The sequence below is a fragment of the Cupriavidus sp. 05L411 genome, assembly GCF_056398045.1.
This window is the reverse complement of sequence record NZ_JBFTOQ010000002.1, coordinates 145,849-162,943: the sequence shown is the minus strand read 5'-3', so window position 1 is coordinate 162,943 and position 17,095 is coordinate 145,849. Positions and strand designations below refer to the sequence as shown.

At 66.1% G+C, this 17,095-nt stretch carries 14 protein-coding genes; 7 read left to right on the top strand and 7 right to left on the bottom strand.

Features of this window, described 5'->3' with window-relative positions:
• Positions 1 to 2 precede the first annotated feature (2 nt).
• Together AC1DQR_RS02955 and AC1DQR_RS02950 are read right to left on the bottom strand one after the other, a co-directional pair.
• Positions 3 to 458 carry a DUF2214 family protein gene (locus AC1DQR_RS02955; protein WP_416049320.1) on the bottom strand — a complete coding sequence of 152 codons (456 nt, stop codon included), beginning with the start codon at positions 456 to 458 and terminating at the stop codon, positions 3 to 5.
• A gap of 188 nt (positions 459 to 646) precedes the next feature.
• Positions 647 to 1,867: a CaiB/BaiF CoA transferase family protein gene (locus tag AC1DQR_RS02950; protein WP_416049319.1), complete on the bottom strand. Its 1,221-nt coding sequence runs from the start codon at positions 1,865 to 1,867 to the stop codon at positions 647 to 649.
• 332 nt (positions 1,868 to 2,199) lie between these two features.
• On the opposite strand from AC1DQR_RS02950, the gene alaS reads away from it, so the two are divergent.
• Entirely contained in the window at positions 2,200 to 4,824 is a 2,625-nt protein-coding gene (gene alaS, locus AC1DQR_RS02945) for an alanine--tRNA ligase (protein ID WP_477132492.1), read from the top strand.
• A gap of 274 nt (positions 4,825 to 5,098) precedes the next feature.
• On the opposite strand, the gene AC1DQR_RS02940 is transcribed toward alaS, so the two are convergent.
• The 3 genes from AC1DQR_RS02940 to AC1DQR_RS02930 form a co-directional block, all read right to left on the bottom strand.
• Positions 5,099 to 5,860: a slipin family protein gene (locus AC1DQR_RS02940; protein WP_183036254.1), complete on the bottom strand. Its 762-nt coding sequence runs from the start codon at positions 5,858 to 5,860 to the stop codon at positions 5,099 to 5,101.
• A gap of 2 nt (positions 5,861 to 5,862) precedes the next feature.
• The gene (locus AC1DQR_RS02935) at positions 5,863 to 7,308 is read right to left on the bottom strand and encodes an NfeD family protein (protein WP_477132491.1); all 1,446 of its coding nucleotides are present in this window, start codon (positions 7,306 to 7,308) and stop codon (positions 5,863 to 5,865) included.
• 94 nt (positions 7,309 to 7,402) lie between these two features.
• Entirely contained in the window at positions 7,403 to 8,281 is an 879-nt protein-coding gene (locus tag AC1DQR_RS02930) for a LysR family transcriptional regulator (RefSeq protein WP_416049316.1), read from the bottom strand.
• Positions 8,282 to 8,402: 121 nt separating this feature from the next.
• On the opposite strand from AC1DQR_RS02930, the gene AC1DQR_RS02925 reads away from it, so the two are divergent.
• The 6 genes from AC1DQR_RS02925 to AC1DQR_RS02900 all read left to right on the top strand — a co-directional run bounded on the left by AC1DQR_RS02925 (position 8,403) and on the right by AC1DQR_RS02900 (position 12,930).
• Positions 8,403 to 9,614: a YbfB/YjiJ family MFS transporter gene (locus AC1DQR_RS02925; RefSeq protein ID WP_416049315.1), complete on the top strand. Its 1,212-nt coding sequence runs from the start codon at positions 8,403 to 8,405 to the stop codon at positions 9,612 to 9,614.
• A 131-nt stretch (positions 9,615 to 9,745) separates the two neighbouring features.
• Positions 9,746 to 10,519: a class II aldolase/adducin family protein gene (locus tag AC1DQR_RS02920; protein ID WP_416049314.1), complete on the top strand. Its 774-nt coding sequence runs from the start codon at positions 9,746 to 9,748 to the stop codon at positions 10,517 to 10,519.
• A gap of 96 nt (positions 10,520 to 10,615) precedes the next feature.
• Positions 10,616 to 10,804, top strand: coding sequence for a 4-oxalocrotonate tautomerase (locus AC1DQR_RS02915; RefSeq protein WP_043348354.1), 189 nt, complete (start codon positions 10,616 to 10,618; stop codon positions 10,802 to 10,804).
• Between the two features lie 110 nt (positions 10,805 to 10,914).
• A complete protein-coding gene (locus AC1DQR_RS02910; protein WP_416049313.1) occupies positions 10,915 to 11,946 on the top strand; it encodes a threonine aldolase family protein in 1,032 nt (343 codons plus the stop codon).
• Between the two features lie 57 nt (positions 11,947 to 12,003).
• Positions 12,004 to 12,591, top strand: coding sequence for an NUDIX hydrolase (locus AC1DQR_RS02905; protein ID WP_253928729.1), 588 nt, complete (start codon positions 12,004 to 12,006; stop codon positions 12,589 to 12,591).
• Between the two features lie 111 nt (positions 12,592 to 12,702).
• Positions 12,703 to 12,930: a sulfurtransferase TusA family protein gene (locus AC1DQR_RS02900; protein ID WP_043348346.1), complete on the top strand. Its 228-nt coding sequence runs from the start codon at positions 12,703 to 12,705 to the stop codon at positions 12,928 to 12,930.
• A 91-nt stretch (positions 12,931 to 13,021) separates the two neighbouring features.
• Here AC1DQR_RS02900 and galU read toward each other — a convergent pair whose 3' ends face one another.
• Positions 13,022 to 13,900 carry a UTP--glucose-1-phosphate uridylyltransferase GalU gene (galU, locus tag AC1DQR_RS02895; RefSeq protein WP_174422517.1) on the bottom strand — a complete coding sequence of 293 codons (879 nt, stop codon included), beginning with the start codon at positions 13,898 to 13,900 and terminating at the stop codon, positions 13,022 to 13,024.
• A gap of 52 nt (positions 13,901 to 13,952) precedes the next feature.
• Positions 13,953 to 16,820, bottom strand: coding sequence for a valine--tRNA ligase (locus AC1DQR_RS02890; protein ID WP_477132490.1), 2,868 nt, complete (start codon positions 16,818 to 16,820; stop codon positions 13,953 to 13,955).
• Between the last annotated feature and the right edge of the window lie 275 nt (positions 16,821 to 17,095).

Sequence of the window (17,095 nt, the reverse complement as noted above, 5' to 3'; positions counted from 1 at the left end):
GCCTATTTCATGCCGATGCCGCGCGCCATCATCACCGCGCACAGCGGCAGCAGGATCAGCAGGTGGGCCTGGATCATGACCCAGCGCCGCGCGGACTTCAGCTCGGTGGGCATGGGCACGAAGTCCGGCAGGCTGCGCGCCTGGCGGCGCCACCGCTGGATGGCGAAGGTGGGCGGCAGCGAGCACAGCGCGATCACCACGAACACGGTGATCTTGGCGTGGAACCACGGGTTGTGCAGGTAGAACGGCGCGCCCTTGGCGCCGTAGAACAGCCGCAGCAGGCCGGTTGCCAGCACCGCCATGGCAGTGAGGAAGTAGAGCAGGTCGTAGATCGACAGGCGCTTGAGCACGGGCGGCGTCATGCCGGGGCGCAGCACGACCGCTTCGGCGGTCATCAAGGCGATCAGCAGGAAGATGAAGGTGTAGTGCAGGAAGGCCAGCAGGGCGTCGGTCAGCATCCAAACTCCTCTTGTGGTCAGGCATGCGCCGTACGCCGGCGCGCGCGGGGTCAAGGTTCTCGCTTTTTTTTTGCTACGGCAACGGCTACGGCAACAACGACGGCAAAAACGATGGCAATTACAACGACGACAAACTTCAGCTTGCGCGCCCGCGCGCCGCCACTGCAGGCACACAGGCGGCAAGCACCTTACAGCACGCCCTTGGCGCGCAGCGTGGCAATCTGTTCCGGCGTGTAGCCCAGCATGTCGCCAAGCACCGCGTCGGTGTGCTCGCCCAGCAGCGGTGGGTGGCGCATGGCCTCGGGCGGCGTCGCGCTCATCTTGATCGGGCTGCCCACCAGCTTGACCTCGCCGGCGCTCGGGTGCGGCAGGTCCACGCGCAGGCCGCGCGCCTTGACCTGGGCATCCTCGAACACGTCATCCAGCGTGTTGATCGGGCCGCAGGGCACGCCGGCGGCTTCCAGGTCGAGGATCCACTGGGCGCGGGTGCGCGGCTTGACCATGTCGGCGAGGATCGGCACCAGCACGTCGCGATGCGCAACCCGCTGCGGGTTGGTGGCGAAGCGCGGGTCGTCGGCCAGTTCGGGGCGCCCGCCGGCAACGACGAACTTGCGGAACTGGCCGTCGTTGCCCACCGCTACGATGATCCAGCCGTCGGCCGCCTGGAAGGTCTGGTAGGGGACGATATTGGGGTGCGCGTTGCCCCAGCGCCTGGGCGCTTCGCCGCTGGCCAGGTAGTTGGTGTTCATGTTGGCCAGCATGGCCACCTGCACGTCGAGCAGGGCCATGTCGATGTACTGGCCTTCGCCAGTTCGCTCGCGGTGGGCCAGCGCGGCCAGCACGGCGATGGTGGCGTACTGCCCGGTCATCAGGTCGGAGATGGCCACGCCGGCCTTCTGCGGGCCGCCGCCGGGCAGGTCGTCGCGCTCGCCGGTCAGGCTCATGAAGCCGCCCATGCCCTGGATGATGAAGTCGTAGCCCGGGCGCGCCGCGTAGGGGCCGGTCTGGCCGAAGCCGGTCACCGAGCAATAGATCAGGCCCGGCTTGATCGCCTTGAGGGAGTCGTAGTCCAGGCCGTACTTCTTTAGCTGGCCGACCTTGTAGTTCTCCAGCACCACATCGCTCTGGGCGGCCAGCGCGCGCACCAGTTCCTGGCCCTCGGGCGTGCTGATATCGCAGGTCACCGAGCGCTTGTTGCGGTTGGCGGCCAGGTAATAGGCAGCTTCCGCGGTATCGCGGCCTTCGCCATCCTGCAGCCAGGGCGGGCCCCAGGTGCGGGTATCGTCGCCGGCGCCGGGGCGCTCGATCTTGATCACGTCGGCGCCGAAATCGGCAAGGTTCTGGGCGCACCATGGCCCGGCGAGAACGCGGGTCAGGTCGAGGACGCGGAGGTGGCTTAAAGCTCCCATGGGGTGTATTGCGGATCCGGCAAGGGGTGGGCGAGGGAAGGCCGGGCGGCCCCGCCGTCTGGTCTGGGTGGCGGCTTGCACGGCAATCGGAGGCTGGCGCGAAACCAGGCTCGGGGGCGTCCGGCTGGGACAGCCAGCACTTTACCACCGGCAGGCCGCCGGGAGCACATCGCGGCCGGCCCGGATCGCGGCGGGGCGCGGTGTTGCGGGCGGCGCAAGGCGAATCCCCGGCGGAATGCCGCGCGCTCAGGCTTCCCCGTATAATCAACGGTTTGCAAAACCATCTTGACCGACAGCGCCCTGCCACGACGTGGGACGCCCTTGCCCAGAACATGAAAGTCTCCGACATCCGCAGCAAGTTCCTGCAGTACTTCGAATCGAAGGGCCATACCGTGGTCCGCTCGTCCAGCCTGGTGCCGGGGAACGATCCGACGTTGCTGTTTACCAACTCCGGCATGGTGCAGTTCAAGGACGTGTTCCTGGGCACCGACAAGCGCCCGTACACCCGCGCGACCTCGTCGCAGCGCTCGGTGCGCGCCGGCGGCAAGCACAACGACCTGGAGAACGTGGGTTACACCGCGCGTCACCACACCTTCTTTGAAATGCTCGGCAACTTCTCGTTTGGCGACTATTTCAAGCGCGAGGCGATCCAGTACGCGTGGGAGCTGCTGACCAAGGTCTACCAGCTGCCGGCCGAAAAGCTGTGGGTCACGGTGTACGCGGAAGACGACGAAGCCTATGACATCTGGGCCAAGGAAGTCGGCGTGCCGCCCGAGCGCATCGTGCGCATCGGCGACAACAAGGGCGCGCGCTACGCCTCCGACAACTTCTGGCAGATGGCCGACACCGGCCCCTGCGGCCCGTGCTCGGAAATTTTCTACGACCACGGCCCTGACGTGTGGGGCGGCCCCCCGGGATCTCCCGAGGAAGACGGCGACCGCTACATCGAGATCTGGAACCTGGTGTTCATGCAGTTCAACCGGGACGAGCAAGGCAATATGCCGCGCCTGCCCAAGCCCTGCGTCGACACCGGCATGGGCCTGGAGCGCATCGCCGCGGTGCTGCAGCACGTGCACAGCAACTATGAGATCGACCTGTTCCAGGCACTGATCAAGGGCGCTGCGCGCGAGACCGGCACCACCGATCTCAACAACAACTCGCTGAAGGTCATCGCCGACCACATCCGCGCGTGCTCCTTCCTGATCGTCGACGGTGTGATCCCTGGCAATGAAGGCCGCGGCTACGTGCTGCGCCGTATCATCCGCCGCGCCATCCGCCACGGCTACAAGCTGGGCCGCAAGACCCCGTTCTTCCACAAGCTGGTGGGCGATCTGGTGGGTCAGATGGGCGAGGCCTATCCGGAACTGTCCGACGCCGAATCGCGCGTCGTGGAAGTGCTCAAGGCAGAAGAGGAACGCTTCTTCGAAACCATCGAGAACGGCATGTCCATCCTTGACTCGGCACTGGCCGACGTCAAGGCCAAGGGCGGTACCGTGCTCGACGGCGAACTTGCCTTCAAGCTGCACGACACCTTTGGCTTCCCGCTGGACCTGACGCAGGACGTGTGCCGCGAGCAGGAAATGACGGTGGACGAAGCCGCCTTCGACGCGGCCATGAACCGCCAGCGCGAGCAGGCCCGCGCCGCCGGCAAGTTCAAGATGGCGGCCGGCCTGGAGTACAAGGGCGACAAGACCACCTTCCACGGCTACGAAAAGCTGGGCGTGGATGGTGCGAAGATTACCGCGCTGTATGTGGACGGCGCATCCGTCGACACGATGCAGCCCGGCCAGACCGGCGTGATCGTGCTGGATAACACGCCGTTCTACGCTGAGTCCGGCGGCCAGGCCGGCGACCAGGGCGAACTGAAGAGCGGCAGCGCAGTATTCAGCGTGGTCGATACCACCAAGGTGCAGGCCGATGTGTTCGGCCACCAGGGCACCCTGGCGGGCGGCGCGCTCAAGGTGGGCGACAGCGTCACCGCGCAGGTGGATGCGCCGCGCCGCGCGCGCACCGTGCGCAACCACTCGGCCACCCACCTGATGCACAAGGCATTGCGTGAAGTGCTGGGCAGCCACGTGCAGCAGAAGGGCTCGCTGGTCGACGCGGACAAGACCCGCTTTGACTTCTCGCACAACGCGCCGATGACCGACGAGCAGATCCGTCGCGTCGAGGAGATCGTCAACGCCGAGATCCTGCAGAACGCAGCCACCGGTGCTGAAGTCATGCCCTTCGACGACGCGGTCAAGAGCGGTGCGATGGCGCTGTTCGGCGAGAAGTACGCCGACGACGTGCGCGTGCTGTCGATCGGCAGCTCCAAGGAACTGTGCGGCGGCACCCACGTGACCCGCACCGGCGATATCGGCGTGTTCAAGATCGTGGTGGAAAGCGGCGTGGCAGCGGGCATCCGCCGCGTCGAAGCCATCACCGGCGACAACGCGCTGCATTACCTGCAAGCATTGGACGCCAAGCTGAACGAAGCCGCCGCCGCGCTCAAGGCGCAGCCGTCCGAACTGGTGCCGCGTATCGGGCAGGTGCAGGAACAAGTGCGTGCGCTGGAGAAGGAACTGGAGCGCCTCAAGAGCAAGCTGGCTGCTTCGCAAGGCGACGAGCTGGCGGCGCAGGCCATCGACGTCAAGGGCATCAAGGTGCTGGCCGCACAGCTCGACGGCGCCGACGTCAAGACGCTGCGCGAAACCATGGACAAGCTCAAGGACAAGCTGGGCACCGCGGCCATCGTGCTAGGCGCGGTGGCCGACGGCAAGGTCAGCCTGATCGCTGGGGTGACCGCCGATGCCACCGCCAAGGTCAAGGCCGGCGAGCTGGTCAACTTTGTCGCGCAGCAGGTCGGCGGCAAGGGCGGCGGCCGTCCGGACATGGCGCAAGCTGGCGGCACGGAGCCGGCCAACCTGCCGCAGGCGCTGGCGGGTGTCGGCGAGTGGGTCGCGGGCAAGGTTTGAGGCAGATCTGAGGCATTCGCCGAAGCCGAGGAACGGGCCAAAACCGCGTGCCATGACGACGGCTGTCTCTCCCTCTCCCCTCAGGGGGAGAGGGCCGGGGAGAGGGGTGGCTTAGCTAGGGGCCACTTGAAGCGAAGCCCATGGTTGTTTCCAACATGGCGGCGTGACGAGCGCCCACCCTCTCCCCCAGCCCCTCTCCCGCAGGCGGGAGAGGGGAGACCACCTGCACAGATTCACCTTTGTCAGCAGTCTGAGGCGCCCCAGGCGCCTTTTTTCACGTCGACTCGCGGCTCAGCTTCCCCACCAGCGTCAAGATGTCGATGGGCAACGGAAACACGATCGTCGAGCTCTTGTCGCCGGCAATCTGCGTCAGCGTCTGCAGATAACGCAGTTGCATCGCTTGCGGTTCCCTTGCCAGCATCTGCGCGGCTTCCAGCAGCTTCACCGAGGCCTGCAACTCGCCCTCGGCATGAATGACCTTGGCGCGCCGTTCGCGTTCGGCCTCGGCCTGGCGCGCGATGGCGCGGATCATGGTTTCGTTGAGGTCGACGTGCTTGATCTCCACGTTGGAGACCTTGATGCCCCAGCTATCGGTCTGGGCATCGAGCGCTTTCTGGATGTCGATGTTGAGCTGCTCGCGCTCGGCCAGCATCTCGTCGAGCTCATGCTTGCCCAGCACCGAGCGCAAGGTGGTCTGCGCCAGCTGGCTGGTGGCCTCGAGGAAGTTCGCCACCTGGATGATGGCGCGCTCCGGGTCGATCACGCGGAAATACACCACCGCATTCACCTTGACCGACACGTTGTCGCGCGAGATCACGTCTTGCGGCGGCACGTCCATCACCACCGTGCGCAAGTCCACGCGCACCATCTGCTGCACCGCCGGGATCAGGATCACAAGCCCCGGGCCCTTCACTTTCCAGAAGCGCCCCAGCATGAACACCACGCCGCGTTCGTACTCGCGCAGCACGCGGATCGAGGAAACAATGAGCAAGGCAATGATGAAGACCAGACCGCCTGCGCTGAATCCAAATGCCATGATCATGCTCCTTGGGTGGGTGGGGGAATCGGGGTGGCGCTTGCCTGCGCGCCGTCCATGGCGCGGACCTCGAGCAGCAGCCCGTGGCGTCCGATGACCAGCACGCGCTGGCCGTGCGTCATCGGCATGGCACTGTGCACCTGCCAGCGTTCGCCGCGTATTTCGGCCCAGCCGTCATCCCACAGATCCTCCAGCACCACGCCGGGCATGCCGATCATCGCGTCGCCGCCATTGATCGAGGGCATGCGACGGGCGCGCCAGAGCAGCGTCCAGACGGCGAACAGGAACACCGCGCTGGCCAGCGCCAGGCTGCCGATCAGCCACAGCGGAATGYCGAAGCCGGGCACATTTGTATCGATCAGCATCACCGCGCCGAAGATAAAGGCGATGATGCCGCCCACGCCCAGCGCGCCAAAGGTGGGCAGGTATAGCTCCGCCACCATGCAGCCGATGCCCAGTGCGATCAGCCCCAGGCCCGCGTAGCTGACGGGCAGCATATGCAGCGCGAACAGCGCCAGCAGCAGGCAGATCGCGCCGCCAATGCCGGGCACCACCATGCCCGGCGTGGAGAACTCGAAGATCAGGCCGTAGATGCCGGCCATCATCAGGATCAGCGCCACGCTGGGATCGGTGATGACCTCCAGGAAGCTGTCGCGCCAGTCCGGCTCCAGCACCTGCACCGGCGCGTGCGCCGTGCGCAGCACGCGCTCCGCGCCGGCGGCCTGGATGTGCTTGCCGTCCACGGCGCGCAGCAGTGCAGGCAGGTCGGGCGCGATCAGGTCGGCGACCTTCTGCGCGACGGCCTCGCTGGCCGACAGGCTGACCGCCTCGCGCACCGCGCGTTCGCCCCACTCGGCATTGCGCCCGCGCAATTGCGCCAGGCCACGGATATAAGCCGAGGCGTCGTGCATCTGCTTGCGCTCCATGGTGTCCTGCGGCGGCGCGCCGGCAGGGGCGGAGGCTGGGGCCGCCTCCGGTTTTTGCGGCCCGCCAATGCCGATCTGCACCGGGCTGGCCGCGCCCAGGTTGGTGCCTGGCGCCATCGCGGCGATATGGCTGGCGTAGAGGATGTAGGTGCCGGCGCTGGCCGCGCGCGCGCCGCCCGGATAGACATAGCTCGCCACCGGTACCGGTGAGGCCAGGATGCCCTGGATGATCTCGCGCATCGACAGATCCAGCCCGCCCGGGGTGTCCATTTCCAGCACGATCAACTGCGCGCCGGCATCGCGCGCGCGCGCCATGCCGCGCTCGATGAAGCTCGCGCTGGCCGGGCCGATCGCGCCTTTGAGCGGGATGACGAAAACGGGCGGGACGGCGCCGGCGGGCGCGGGCGCGCTCGCCTGCGCATTGGCCGGCGTGGCGGGGACCAGCGGTGTCGCCACCAAGGCAACGAGGGCTAGCCAGAAGGCCGTTGCAAGCCATCGCAGGAGCATCGGGACATGCTTCATGGCAATGACGCCGGCACGTGGAGTGCAAACGCGGCGCCACTTCCAGTGTAGGCGACCGGGCACATCTTGCCCGGTGTGGCGGCAGCTGGTGGACTCAGGCGGCCGCGGCCAGTCCTGACCGCGGGGCGCGGAACGTGTCGGCCAAGGCGCCCAGCGCAGTATTGGCCATGGCCGGATGCCAGGCCAGCAACGTAGTGACTTTCCCGGCTTGGCCGAGGTCGTGGAGGCTGATCTTGGGCAGGTCGCGGTACAGGCCAAGTACCGAGTGCGGCACAATCGCCACGCCAATGCCGGCTGCCGCACAGGCAATGATGGCGTGATACGAGCCCAGCTCCAGCACCCGGCGCGGCGGGCTGCCGCTGGCGCCGAACCAGGCTTCGAGCCGCCCGCGGTAATTGCAGCCGGACTCGAACGACAGCATGGTGCGGGTTTCCAGGTCGGCCGCGCTGTGGATGGGGGCATGGTGCTCGCGGGCGATCAGCACCAGTTCTTCCTCGAACGCCGGCAGCCACGCCAGCGCCGGATCGTCCAGTGGCTGGGCCACAAAGGCGCAGTCCACCTCGAAGCGCGCCAGCGCCTGCAAGGCCTGGCGCGTGGGGCAGGTCACCAGCTCCAGCTCCACGTCCGGCCACGCCTGGTGATAGGCGGCCAACACGGCGGGCAGGCGGCTGGCCGCCGTGCTCTCCATCGACGCGATGCGCAGGCGGCCTTGCGGCCTGGCCGGCAGCACGGCCTGGCGGGCTTCTTCGGCCAGGTCCAGCACACGGCGGGCGTAGTCGAACAAAGTCTGTCCGGCCGGCGTCAGCACCATGCGCTTGCCGTCACGCAGGAACAGATCGACCCCGAGCGAGGCCTCTAGCTGGCGGATGCGGGTGGTGACGTTGGACTGCACGCGGTGCAGGCGGGTGGCGGCGCGGGTGATGCCGCCTTCCTCCACGACGGAGCGAAAGATTTCCAGGGAAGCCAGGTCCATTGCGATTCCCTTACGGGTGTGATGATGCCGTGACGACGAACAAACGATCATCTCTGGAAAAGATGATTGAGTTCTCAATTATTCATTTTTCGGTTCGCTGCTCGGAGCGTAGCATGCGCCTATGAAATCCACATCCACACTGGCACCCCCCGACGCCGCCGCGCCGGCGCAGGCACAGCCTGGCGTCTGGGCCGTGGCCCTGGCGGGGCTGGTGGCGCTGGGCGTGGCGATGGGCGTTGGCCGCTTCGCCTTTACGCCGCTGCTGCCCATGATGCTGCACGACGGCAGCGTCACGCTGGGCGAGGGCGGCTGGCTGGCCACGCTGAACTACCTGGGCTACTTCGCCGGCGCGGCCGCTTGCCTGTTCATCCGGCCCGACCCGGCGCGCATGGTCCGGCTCGGCATGGCGGCTACCGTCGTGCTGACGTTTGGCATGGCTGCGCCCGGCGGCATGGCGGCCTGGGGCCTGTGGCGCGCCGCGGCCGGCGTGGCCAGCGCGATGGTCATGGTCTACGGCTCGGCCTGGTGCATGCACCGGCTGGCCGAACTGGGCCGGGCGTCGCTGGGTGGCGTGATTTTTTGCGGGCCGGGCATCGGCATCGTCATCACCGGCGTTTCCGTCTTTGCCATGGTGAGCGCCGGCTGGCGGGCCAGTTGGGGCTGGCTGGCCTTCGGCGTGCTGGCGGTGCTGCTGGTCAGCGCGGTCTGGCAAGTCTTCACACCCGCGCCGCGCACCGCGCACGCAGCCGGCCCTGCCGCACCGGCGCAAGCGGCACCCCGGCTGGGCCGCGAGACCTGGCTGCTGACCTTCGCCTACGGCCTGGCGGGCTTCGGCTACATCATCACGGCCACGTTCCTGCCGGTGATCGCGCGCCAGGCCATGCCGGGGTCGCTGTGGGCAGACCTGTTCTGGCCCATCTTCGGCGTGGGGGTGACCATCGGCGCTTTCGTCGCCTCGCGCGTCAGCACGGAGCGCGACAATCGCCGGCTGCTGGCCTTTACCTATGTGATGCAGGCGATCGGCGTGGCCATCGCGGTGGTCTGGCCAACGGTGGCGGGTTTCGCGCTGAGCAGCATGCTGGCCGGGTTGCCGTTCAATGCGCTGGTGTCGTTCGCCATGCGCGAGGCGCGCCGGTTGTGGGGCACACAGGCGCAGCGCCTGATGGGCTTGATGACCGCCAGCTACGGCCTCGGCCAGATCGTCGGGCCGCCGCTGGCCACGGCGCTGGTGGCACGTACCGGCGGCTTCGCCGCCTCGCTTGGCTGCGCAGTGGCGGCCCTGTTGCTGGGTGGCGCGATCTTCGCCTGGATGAGCCGGCAACAACGCAGTTAATCCGGCCTCTCCAAGGCGCCGGGGCGCGTCCTGACGCAGCGCCTGCCTTGCGCTACAGTATCGCCTTTGCCGCCCCCGGCGCCGGTTGGCTGAACCGGCGCGCGGCACCCGCGCGGCGCAGGAGCCGAACCATGTCCTTTGCCTTGCAGCCCGCCCGTGCCGCGGGCGCCACTCAACCCGTCACGCAAGCCGAGTCGCGCATGCGCGTCGACCTGGCGGCGGCTTACCGCCTGTGCGCCCGGCAGGGTTGGGACGACCTCATCTACACCCATATCTCTGCAGCCGTGCCGGATGAGCCCGATCACTTCCTGATCAATCCGTTCGGCTTCGCCTTCGACGAAATCCGCGCCAGCGACCTGGTCAAGATCAATGGCCGCGGCGAGGTGGTGGGAGACAGCACCCATGCGGTCAACGTCACCGGCTTCGCGCTGCATGGCGCGGTGCATGCTGCACGCCCCGACGCGGTGTGCGTGATGCACCTGCACAACAGCGCTGGCGTGTCGGTATCGGCCCAGGCCTGCGGCCTGCTGGCGCTCTCGCAGCACGCTTTGCGCTTCTATGGCCGGATTGCCTATCACGACTACGAAGGCCTGGCGTTCACGCCCGCCGAGGGCGCGCGGCTGACCGCGTCGCTCGGCCGGCATCCCGCCATGCTGCTGCGCAACCATGGCACGCTGACGGTTGGCCGGACCGTGGCCGAGGCGTACGTGCTGATGGCGACGCTCATCAAGGCCTGCGAGATCCAGCTTGGCGCGCAGGCTGGCGGACAGGTCGTGCAGCCGCCGCATGCGCTGGCACAACGGGCGTCCGAGCAGCTTGACGACGGCGGCGCCGTCGAGGGCGAACTGGAATGGCCGTCGCTGTTGCGCAAACTCGATAGAATCGATGCTTCGTACCGCGATTGACTTTGACGGGTGCTGGCAGATCCCTCCGCGCATCGCCAGGGCAATCCGCAACGGACCACGAAAAACAAAACGACAACAGGAAACAGGAAACAAGCCATGCCGACCTACCACGTAGAACTCTTCGAAGGCCGCACCATCGAGCAAAAGCGCAAGCTGGTCGAGGAAGTCACCCGCGTCACCTGCGAGACGCTCGGCTGCTCGGCCTCGGCCGTGGATATCATCATCACCGACATCAAGCGCGAGAACTGGTCCACCGGCGGCCAGCTGTGGGCTGACAAGAAGTAAGCCACGCGCAGCTACGCAACAGACAGCCCCATAGCAGAAACCGCCCCGGGCCAAAGGCCACAAGCCCCGACGCCCATGGCACGCGCCACGCCACCCGCCACGGATCTCCCATGCAGCATTTCGCCTCCGACAACTACGCCGGCTTCTGTCCGGAATCGCTCAAGTATTTCCTCGAAGCCAACGGCAGCGGCCACGAGCAGGCCTATGGCGACGATTCGTGGACGCAAAAAGTCTGCGACCGGATCCGCGACCTGTTCCAGACCGATTGCGAGGTATTTTTCGTCTTCAACGGCACCGCGGCGAACTCGCTGGCGCTGTCCGCGCTGTGCCAGTCCTACCACTCGGTGATCTGCCATGAACTGGCACATATCGAGACCGACGAGTGTGGCGGCCCGGAGTTTTTCTCCAACGGCTCCAAGCTGCTGACCGCGCCTGGCGCCAACGGCAAGCTCACGCCCGATGCGGTGGAAGCGCTGGTGACGCGCCGCTCCGATATCCACTATCCCAAGCCCAAGGTGGTGTCGCTGACGCAGTCGACCGAGGTCGGCACGGTGTACACGGTGGAGGAAGTGCGAGCCATTGCCGCCATCGCCAAGCGCCGCCACTTGCGCGTGCACATGGACGGCGCGCGCTTTGCCAATGCCGTGGCATCGCTCGGCGTGCATCCGTCGGAGATCACCTGGCGCGCAGGGGTGGACGTGCTGTGCTTTGGCGGCACCAAGAACGGCCTGCCGGTGGGCGAGGCGGTGGTGTTCTTCGACCGCAAGCTGGCCGAGGACTTTGCTTACCGCGTCAAGCAGGCCGGGCAACTGGCGTCCAAGATGCGTTTTATCTCGGCCCCGTGGCTAGGCTTGCTCGAGAACGATGTGTGGCTCGGCAACGCTCGCCATGCCAACGCCATGGCGCAGTTGCTGCACGAGCGAATCGCCACCATCCCCGGCGTGCGCATCATGTTCCCGACCGAGTCCAACGCCGTCTTTGCCGAGCTGCCGCTCGCGGCCATCGAGGCGCTGCGTGCCAAGGGCTGGCGCTTCTATACGTTTATCGGTGCCGGCGGCTGCCGCTTCATGTGCTCGTGGGACCTGCAGCCGGAAACCGTCGAGGCGCTGGCCGCGGATATGCGCGTGGCCTGCGGCGCGTGAATGCCGCCGCCCTTATAAAATGACAACATAACAAGACGACAAAAAAGGAGCTCCCGCATGGCCGTTTACCGATACTGTCCGCAATGTGGCTCGCCGCTGGAATTGCTGCCGCATTCCGGCCGCGAACGTGATGCCTGCATCCAGCCAGAGTGCGGCTTTGTCCACTGGAACAATCCGCTGCCCGTGCTGGCCGCGGTGGTGGAATATGAAGGCAAGCTACTGCTGGCGCGAAATGCCGCGTGGCCGGAAAAAATGTTCGCGCTGGTGACCGGCTTCATGGAGCGCGACGAGACGCCGGAGCAGGGCGTGGCGCGGGAGCTCAAGGAAGAAACCAACCTGGACGCGCACTCGGTATCGCTGATCGGCGTGTACGAGTTCATGCGCAAGAACGAGCTGATCATCGCCTACCATGTGCAGGCGAGCGGCACCATCGCGTTGTCCGAGGAGCTGGCCGACTACAAGCTGGTGGCGCCCGAGGATATGCGGATCTGGTCGGCGGGCACGGGCTTCGCGGTGGCCGACTGGCTGGCCTCGCGTGGCCATCCGGTGCGGTTCTTCGATCGCCAGACTGGCGAGGACATTCCCGACCCGCGCCGGCGCGATGGCCTGGGACAGCCGGGCATTTCGCTACAATACCGGCCATAATCATCAGTCATCGATGTGACAGCGGCAGGCACGGTCCCAATGGCCTATGGCTACTAACGGCCACAACGGGCCATGCCGGGCCCTGAGCGCACAGAACCAAGGAAGAGAGGAATGGAGTTCCAGAAAGAAGTGGATGCGCGCGGGCTGAACTGCCCGCTGCCGATCCTGCGCACCAAGAAGGCGCTGGCTGACATGCCCAGCGGCGATGTTCTCAAGATTCTCGCCACCGATCCTGGCGCCACACGGGATTTCCAGGCGTTTGCCAAGCAGACCGGCAACGAGCTGCTGTCGCACCAGGAAGTGGACAAGGTCTTCGTGTTCTACATGCGCCGGCGTTAAATCAACGACAGCTTGACGCGGGCGCGCCCCGCGCCAAATGAAAAAAGCCGCATTTCTGCGGCTTTTTTCTTGGTTCCAGATCTTCAGGTACTCAGATGCTATTGGTGCGCGCGCGCAGGTAGGTGCTGAATTCGTCCATCACCTCCGGGTGCTTGAGCGCAAACTCCACGGTGGCCTTCAGGTAGCCCAGCTTGCTGCCGCARTCGTAGCGCACGCCCTTGTAGCGGTAGGCCAGCACCTGTTCCTGGCTGAGCAGGGACTGGATSGCATCGGTGAGCTGGAACTCGCCGCCSGCRCCCGGCTTGAGGTTGCGGATATGRTCGAAGATSCGCGGSGTCAGGATRTAGCGTCCAACCACGCCCAGGTTGGAAGGTGCGTTCTCCGGCGCTGGCTTCTCGACGATGTCCGACACCTTGATCACGCCTTCGTCCCATTCGCGGCCATCCACCACGCCGTAGGAGCGGCTCTGCTCCGGCGCGATCTCTTCCACGCCCAGCACCGAGCAGTTGTAATGGCCGTACAGGTCCACCATCTGCTTCATGACCGGCGGATCGCCATCCAGCAGGTCATCGGCCAGCATCACGGCGAACGGTGCGTCGCCCACCAGCTTTTCCGCGCAGAGCACGGCGTGTCCAAGGCCGAGCGCCTCGGGCTGGCGCACGTAGAAGCACTCCACGTGCGACGGCTTGATCGAGCGCACCAGGGTGAGCAGGGCCTGCTTGTTCTTTGCCTCGAGCTCCGCTTCGAGCTCATAGGCCTTGTCGAAGTGATCTTCGATGGCGCGCTTGGAGCGGCCGGTGACGAAGATCATCTCGGTGATGCCGGCAGCCATGGCTTCTTCCACGGCGTACTGGATCAGGGGTTTGTCGACCACCGGCAGCATTTCCTTCGGGCTTGCCTTGGTAGCCGGCAAAAAACGAGTGCCGAGACCGGCTACCGGGAAGACAGCCTTGGTGACGCGGGTTTCCATATCGGTTTTCCTTATCAATTCGGTGTAGACAACCCTGCTGGTGATGCAAAGCTCATGCCGGCAAACGCTGTAGTTGATCCTGCAGCTTGACCAGCGTCTGTTCGAAATCCGACAGACGCTGGGTTTCTTGCGCGACGACGGCGGGCGGTGCCTTGGCGACGAAGCTCTCGTTGGACAGCTTGCCACGGCACTTGCCGAGTTCGGCGCTGATGCGCTCTATTTCCTTGGACAGGCGCACGCGTTCCGCGGCCACGTCGATTTCGATCTTCAGCAGCAGATGGTTGCCGCCGACGATGGCCACCGGCGCGCCGGCACCTTCCGCCATCAGGGCATTCTGATCTTCGAATACCTTGACCTCCGAAAGTTTCGCCAGCGCCTGCACATAAGCCTGGGCCGACGTCAGGAACGCGCTGTCGCCCTCAGCGTACAGCGGAATGCGCTGGGCCGGCGAGATGTTCATTTCGCCGCGCAGGTTGCGGCAGGCGTCGACCACGGCCTTGAGCTGCGCGGTCCATTGCTCGGCGGCCTCGTCGATCTTTGCCATGGCGGGCAGGGGATAGGCCTGCAGCGCCAGCGTCTCGCTGCCGTCGCCCTTGGCGCGTCCGGCCAGCGGCGCTACCTTCTGCCACAGCTCTTCGGTGATGAAAGGGATGATCGGGTGGGCCAGGCGCAGCACGGTTTCCAGCACGCGCAACAGCGTGCGGCGGGTGGCGCGCTGCTGCGCGGGCGTGCCATTCTGGATCTGGACCTTGGCCAGTTCCAGGTACCAGTCGCAGTACTCGTCCCAGACGAACTTGTAGATGGCGCTGGCGATATTGTCGAAGCGGTACTCGGCAAAGCCCTTTTCCACTTCGGCTTCCACGCGCTGCAGCAGCGACACGATCCAGCGGTCCGGCTGCGAGAAATGCAGGTAGCCGTCGGGGCCGCAGTCGTTGCTGCACGGGCCCATGCCGCAGTCGTGCCCTTCGGTGTTCATCAGCACGAAGCGCGTGGCGTTCCACAGCTTGTTGCAGAAGTTGCGATAGCCTTCGCAGCGGCCGGTGTCGAAGTTGATGTTACGGCCCAGCGTGGCCAGCGAGGCGAAGGTGAAACGCAGGGCATCGGCGCCAAACGCCGGAATGCCCTCGGGGAATTCCTTCTTGGTCTTTTTCTCGATCTTGGGCGCGTCCTTGGGACGGCGCAGGCCGGTGGTGCGCTTCTTGAGCAGCGGCTCGAGCTCGATGCCATCGATCAGGTCGACCGGATCCAGGGTGTTGCCCTCGGACTTGCTCATCTTCTTGCCTTCCGAATCCCGCACCAGACCGTGCACATAGACGGTATGGAACGGCACCTTGCCGGTGAAGTGCTTGGTCATCATGACCATGCGCGCCACCCAGAAGAAGATGATGTCGTAACCGGTAACAAGTGCCGACGACGGTAGAAAATGTTGCAACTCCGGCGTCTCGGCGGGCCAGCCCAGCGACGAGAAGGGCACCAGGGCCGAGGAGAACCAGGTGTCGAGCACATCGTCCTCGCGGCGCAGCGGGCCGGTGCTGCCGGCTGCGCGCGCCTGGGCCTGCGCCTCTTCCTCGGTACGGGCGACGAAGCACTTGCCGGCCTCGTCGTACCAGGCCGGGATCTGGTGGCCCCACCACAGCTGGCGCGAGATGCACCAGTCCTGGATGTTCTCCAGCCACTGGTTGTAGGTGCTGTTCCAGTTATCGGGGATCAGCTTGATCTCGCCGCTCTGCACGGCGTCCAGCGCCACTTCGGCAATCGAGCGGCCCGGGTGGAAGGTGCCTTCCGGCGCCGGCTTGCTCATGGCGACGAACCACTGGTCGGTCAGCATCGGCTCGATGGCGCTGCCAGTGCGCTCGCTGCGCGGCGTCATCAGTTTGTGCTTCTTGACCTCGGCCAGCAGGCCCTGGGCATCCAGGTCCACGACGATGCGGGTGCGCGCCTCGAAGCGGTCCAGGCCGGCATAGGCGGCGGGCGCGTCGGCGACGATCTTGGCGTCGAGCGTCAGGATGGACAGCTGCGGCAGCTTGTGGCGCTGGCCAACCGCATAGTCGTTGAAATCATGGGCGGGCGTCACCTTGACCACGCCGGTGCCGAATTCGCGGTCGACGTAGTCGTCGGCGATCACCGGGATATCGCGGCCGGTGAGCGGCAGGCGCACAAACTTGCCGATCAGGTGCGCATAACGCTCGTCCTCCGGATGCACCATCACGGCCACGTCGCCCAGCATGGTCTCGGGGCGGGTGGTGGCCACCGTCAGGTGGGTCAGGCCGTGCACGGTATCGGCTTCGGCCAGCGGATAGCGGATGTGCCACATCGAGCCATCTTCCTCGACGTTGTCCACTTCCAGGTCGGACACCGCGGTGCCCAGCACCGGATCCCAGTTGACCAGGCGCTTGCCGCGGTAGATCAGGCCTTGCTCGAACAGGCGCACGAAGACTTCGGTGACCGCCTTGGACATCTCCGGCGACATCGTGAAGTACTCATGGCTCCAGTCGATCGAGGCGCCCATGCGGCGGATCTGGCGCGTAATCGTCGAGCCCGACTCTTCCTTCCACTCCCACACCTTTTCGACGAACTTCTCGCGGCCTAGCGCATGGCGCGATACGTCTTGCGCTTCCAGCTGGCGCTCCACCACGATCTGGGTGGCGATGCCGGCGTGGTCGGTGCCCGGCACCCACAGGGTGTTTGCGCCGCTCATGCGGGCATGGCGGGCCAGGCCGTCCATGATGGTCTGGTTGAAGGCATGGCCCATGTGCAGCGTGCCGGTCACATTGGGCGGCGGCAGCTGGATGCAGAAGTCCGGACGGTCCGGGTCGAGGGTCGGCTTCGCGATGCCGCGCTTCTCCCACTCTGGGCCCCACTTGGCCTCAATGGCGGCGGGTTCGAAGCTCTTGGCAAGGGACTGGTCTTGGGCGGTCATGCTCGGATGTCGATGATTACGTCGGATTCTGCGGGCCAGGCGGGCAGGGGCAACGCGCCGGGAAAACATCAAATTATAGGGGAGGCGGGTGGGGGGCGCGCGATTTCGGCCCGGGCTCGGCCGCGCGGCGTCATTTTGCAGGTGCTTTGTCCTGCCTGAAAGTGCTCTGCTTACCTCTCGCGAGGGGATCCGCCGCGCTTTTTTGCGCCATTTTGCGTGGTTCCCGGCCCGCTGCCGGACGATCCCCCTGTCCGGCGGCCGGGGCCGCGCGGGCA